Source organism: Janibacter sp. LM, from assembly GCF_039631275.1.
GTDB classification, from domain to species: Bacteria; Actinomycetota; Actinomycetes; order Actinomycetales; family Dermatophilaceae; genus Janibacter; species Janibacter terrae.
Genome location: NZ_JBDIVG010000028.1, coordinates 1 through 4,118, shown reverse-complemented (window position 1 = coordinate 4,118; position 4,118 = coordinate 1). Strand labels below are relative to the sequence as shown.

Annotated in this window: 5 protein-coding genes; 1 reads left to right on the top strand and 4 read right to left on the bottom strand. The window is 70.3% G+C overall.

All coding sequences use genetic code 11. From position 1 onward, the window contains the following. Positions 1-3: 3 nt before the first annotated feature. Both ABC138_RS14495 and hppD read right to left on the bottom strand, forming a co-directional pair. On the bottom strand, positions 4-339 hold the full coding sequence (locus tag ABC138_RS14495; protein ID WP_345914123.1) for a VTT domain-containing protein: 336 nt from the start codon (positions 337-339) through the stop codon (positions 4-6). A 93-nt stretch (positions 340-432) separates the two neighbouring features. Continuing rightward, on the bottom strand, positions 433-1,653 hold the full coding sequence (gene hppD / locus ABC138_RS14490; protein WP_345914122.1) for a 4-hydroxyphenylpyruvate dioxygenase: 1,221 nt from the start codon (positions 1,651-1,653) through the stop codon (positions 433-435). 108 nt (positions 1,654-1,761) lie between these two features. On the opposite strand from hppD, the gene ABC138_RS14485 reads away from it, so the two are divergent. Further along, positions 1,762-2,265: an Lrp/AsnC family transcriptional regulator gene (locus ABC138_RS14485; RefSeq protein ID WP_345914121.1), complete on the top strand. Its 504-nt coding sequence runs from the start codon at positions 1,762-1,764 to the stop codon at positions 2,263-2,265. Between the two features lie 10 nt (positions 2,266-2,275). Here ABC138_RS14485 and ABC138_RS14480 read toward each other — a convergent pair whose 3' ends face one another. Both ABC138_RS14480 and ABC138_RS14475 read right to left on the bottom strand, forming a co-directional pair. Further along, positions 2,276-2,593: a hypothetical protein gene (locus ABC138_RS14480; protein ID WP_345914120.1), complete on the bottom strand. Its 318-nt coding sequence runs from the start codon at positions 2,591-2,593 to the stop codon at positions 2,276-2,278. A 66-nt stretch (positions 2,594-2,659) separates the two neighbouring features. Beyond that, on the bottom strand, positions 2,660-4,118 hold a 1,459-nt coding region (locus ABC138_RS14475; RefSeq protein WP_345914119.1), incomplete at its 5' end, for a DEAD/DEAH box helicase family protein.

Sequence of the window (4,118 nt, the reverse complement as noted above, 5' to 3'; positions counted from 1 at the left end):
CCGCTACGACGCGGACCTCTCCTTCACCACGAACCACGGAGAGCCCCCAACGGTCACCGCCGGCAGGTAGCGGCGCAGCGGCATCCGCGTGACGCCCGCCGTCGCGTTGACCGCCGTCTGGATCCCGATCGTCAGGAAGCACAGCACGACCGCGACCGGGCCCCACCGGTTGACGAGGTCCTGCGCCCTCGTGACGCTCCGGGACGGCGGTGACGCTGATCCGCGCCAGCGCCGCGTGCCCGCCGCCGCGCCACGCCCGATCCAGTAGGTCGCGTTGGCCCGCAGCATCACGATGACGAAGAGCCCCCCGAAGGTGGGCAGGAAGTGCGACCAGGTCACGAGGCTCCTTGGTGAGGGTCACCTGAGTCTATCGACGCCCATGACGAAGGGGGGCGCCCCACCACCGGTGGGCCGCCCCCCTTCGGCATCGACTCAGAGGTTGCCGCGCTTGTCCTGCTCGCGCTCGATCGACTCGAAGAGCGCCTTGAAGTTGCCCTTGCCGAACCCGAGCGACCCGTGCCGCTCGATGATCTCGAAGAAGACCGTAGGGCGGTCCCCGAGGGGCTTGGTGAAGATCTGCAGGAGGTAGCCGTCCTCGTCACGGTCGACGAGGATCCCGCGCGCCTTGAGCTCCTCGATCGGCACGCGGACCTCGCCGATGCGGGCGCGCATCTCCGGGTCGTCGTAGTACGCGTCCGGGGTGTCCAGGAACTCGACGCCCTCCGTGCGCAGCTCGTCGACGGTCCGCAGGATGTCGTTCGTCGCCAGGGCGAGGTGCTGCGCGCCGGGACCGCGGTAGAAGTCGAGGTACTCGTCGATCTGGCTGCGCTTCTTGGCGATGGCCGGCTCGTTGAGGGGGAACTTCACCCGGTGGTTGCCGTTGGCCACGACCTTGGACATGAGCGCCGAGTACTCGGTCGCGATGTCGTCACCGATGAACTCCGCCATGTTCACGAAACCCATGACCCGGTTGTAGAAGCCGACCCACTCGTCCATCTTGCCCAGCTCCACGTTGCCGACGATGTGGTCGAGCGCTTGGAAGAGCCGCTTGGGCGCACCGTCGCGCTTGACGAAGGTGGACTCCTTGGCGACGTACCCCGGCAGGTAGACGCCGGCGTAGGTCCGGCCGTCGACGGTCCGCTGCACGAGGGAGTGGATCGTCTCGCCGTAGGTCGCGATCTCGGCGATGCGCACGGTGCCGTGCTCGTCCGAGACGTACTCCGGCTCGCGGACCACCCTGGCCCCGGCGGCCTTGGCCTGCGCGACGCACTTGTCGACGTCGGGGACCTCGAGCGAGATGTCGACGACCCCGTCGCCGTGGGCGGTGTGGTGCGCGATGAGGGGGCTGTCCGGGCTGACGGCGCCCTTGACGACGAAGCGGATCGAGCCGGACCTCAGGACGAAGGCCTTGTGGTCCCGGTTGCCGTGCTCCGGCCCCGAGTAGCCGACCAGCTCCATGCCCCACGCGGACTGGTAGTAGTGCGCGGTCTGCGTCGCGTTGCCGACGACGAAGACGATCGCGTCCCATCCCGTCACCGGGAAGGGGTCGGTGCTCTCGTCGTACTCGACGAGCCCGACGAGCTGCTTGAGCTGGGCGAGGTCGAGCTGGGCCTCGCGCTCCTGCCTGGTGAGTTCAACAACGGTGTCGGACATGCGCCCAGCGTGGCGGGGGCTCACGGGCGTGGGCAAGAGGACCAACGGCCCCTGCACACCGTGCACAATCTGTTGCCGGGCCACCGGGTCGAGGGCGACAATGTGCCCATGACGACGCCCCGGTCCCGACGCCCGGTCATCGACGACCTCGACGCCCGCCTCATCGCGCTCTTCTCAGAGCGTCCGTCGATCGGTGTCCTCGGCGCCTCCCGGGAGCTCGGCGTGGCCCGGGGGACGGTGCAGGCGCGCCTCGACCGGCTCCAGACGAAGGGGGTCATCCGCAGCTTCGCGCCGACGGTCGACCCGGCGGCGCTCGGGTACCCGGTCACGGCGCTGTGCACCCTCGAGATCCGTCAGCGCCTCGGCCACCAGGCCGTCGTCGACCACCTGACCGCGATCCCCGAGGTGCTCGAGATCCACAGCACGACCGGCGTCGGCGACCTCATCATCCGCATCGTCGCCACCGACAACGCCGACCTCGGCCGGGTCATCGACGACATCATCGACGACGTCCACGTCGTGCGCGCGAGCACCTCGATCTGCCTGGTGACCCACCTGGAGATGCGTACCGACGCGCTCGTGCAGGCCGCCGCCGGGCCGCGCACCCCCTGAGGCCGCAGGGTCAGAAGGAGAGCAGGCTCAGCAGGACGCCGCCGACCATGAGGACGGCTGGAGCGACGAGCGGCACGGTCGGCGTCAGGTCGACGCTGGCCCCGGGTGGCGAGCGGCGCACCTGTCGGATCATGACCACCCACGCCAGGACCCACCCGACACCCGTGATGACCGCACCCGCCAGCATCGGCCAGATCACCCGGGGCCCCATGACGGCCATCGCCCCGAACATCAGGGGGCCGAGCCAGAAGATGCACATGCCGATGACGAAGGCGAACCCCCTGTGGTCATCGGACCAGGCACTGCGCCCGACGTCTTTGATCCTCATCAGGTCACGCAGACAGTGCGTTGTTGGTCAGAGGGCCACCCGGATGGACCGGGAGCGAGTTGTCCATCACTTCCGCCCGACGAACCAGCGCCGGATCCGCTCGATCCGCTCGGTGACCTGCTCGCTCGTGGCCTGCGCGAGCTCCGGGCCCCCGCACGCGCGGCGCAGGTCCATGTGGATGTTGGCGTGCGGGGAGCCGGTCTTCGTCGCGTACGCCGCGACGAGCTTGTTGAGCTCCTTGCGCTGGGCGGCCAGTGCCCGGTGGGCGGCCATGGGCGCGTCGTCGTCCTGACGGGTGCGGCCGGTCCGCCTGGACTGCTTCGTCTGCCGCTCGCTGAGCAGGGCGTGCACCTGGTCGGGCTCGAGCAGCCCCGGCAGGCCGAGGTAGTCCTGCTCGTCCTCCGAGCCGACCTCGGCGTGCAGCCCGAACTGCTGCTTGTCGTAGAGCACGTGGTCGAAGTGGGCGTCGGACTCGAGCGCCTCGAAGGACCCGAGCAGGTCATCACTCGTCCCCTCCTCGCGGTTGGCCGCCGCGAGCATGCCCTCCTCCTCGGACCACAGGGGCGCCTCGTCCTCGCTGGCGTCGGGCCGGTCGAGGGCGTGGTCGCGCTGCTCCTCCAGGGCACCGGCGTGGGCGAGGACCACCGGCACGCTGGGCAGGAAGACGCACGCGGTCTCGCCGCGGCCGCGGGCGCGCACGAAGCGTCCGACGGCCTGCGCGAAGAACAGCGGGGTCGACGTCGACGTCGCGTAGACGCCGACGCAGAGTCGGGGCACGTCCACCCCTTCGCTCACCATGCGCACGGCGACGAGCCAGCGCGAGGTGCTCGCGGAGAAGTCCTCGATCCGCTGCGATGCACCGTTGTCGTCGGACAGGACGACCGTCGGCTTCTCCCCCGTCAGCTCGGTGAGGATGCGCGCGTAGGCGCGGGCCTGCGTCTGGTTGGTGGCGATGACCATGGCCCCCGCGTCCGGCACCCCGCGACGGACCTCGGTGAGTCGCTTGTCCGCGGCCGCGAGGACCGAGGGGATCCACTCCCCCTTCGGGTCGAGTGCGGTGCGCCAGGCCTGGGCGACGAGGTCCTTGGTCATCGGCTCGCCGAGCCGCGCGGCCACCTCGTCACCGGCGCGGGTGCGCCAGCGCATCGCGCCGCCGTAGGCCATGAAGAGCACCGGCCGCACGACCCCGTCGCGCAGCGCCTCGGCGTACCCGTAGGTGTAGTCGCTGCTCGAGCGCAGGATCCCGTCGTCGCCGTACTCGTACCCGACGAAGGGGATGGGGTTGGTGTCGGAGCGGAAGGGCGTGCCCGTGAGGGAGAGTCGACGGGTCGCCGGCTCGAAGGCCTGGCGGATGCCGTCGCCCCAGGACTTGTTGTCCCCGCCGTGGTGGATCTCGTCGAGGATGACGAGGGTGCGCTCGGCCCGGGTGCGCTGCTCGTGGACCGAGGGGCGCGAGGCCACCTGCGCGTAGGTGACCGCCACCCCGTCGTAGTCGCTCGAGGTGACGGCCATGGTGTTGGAGAAC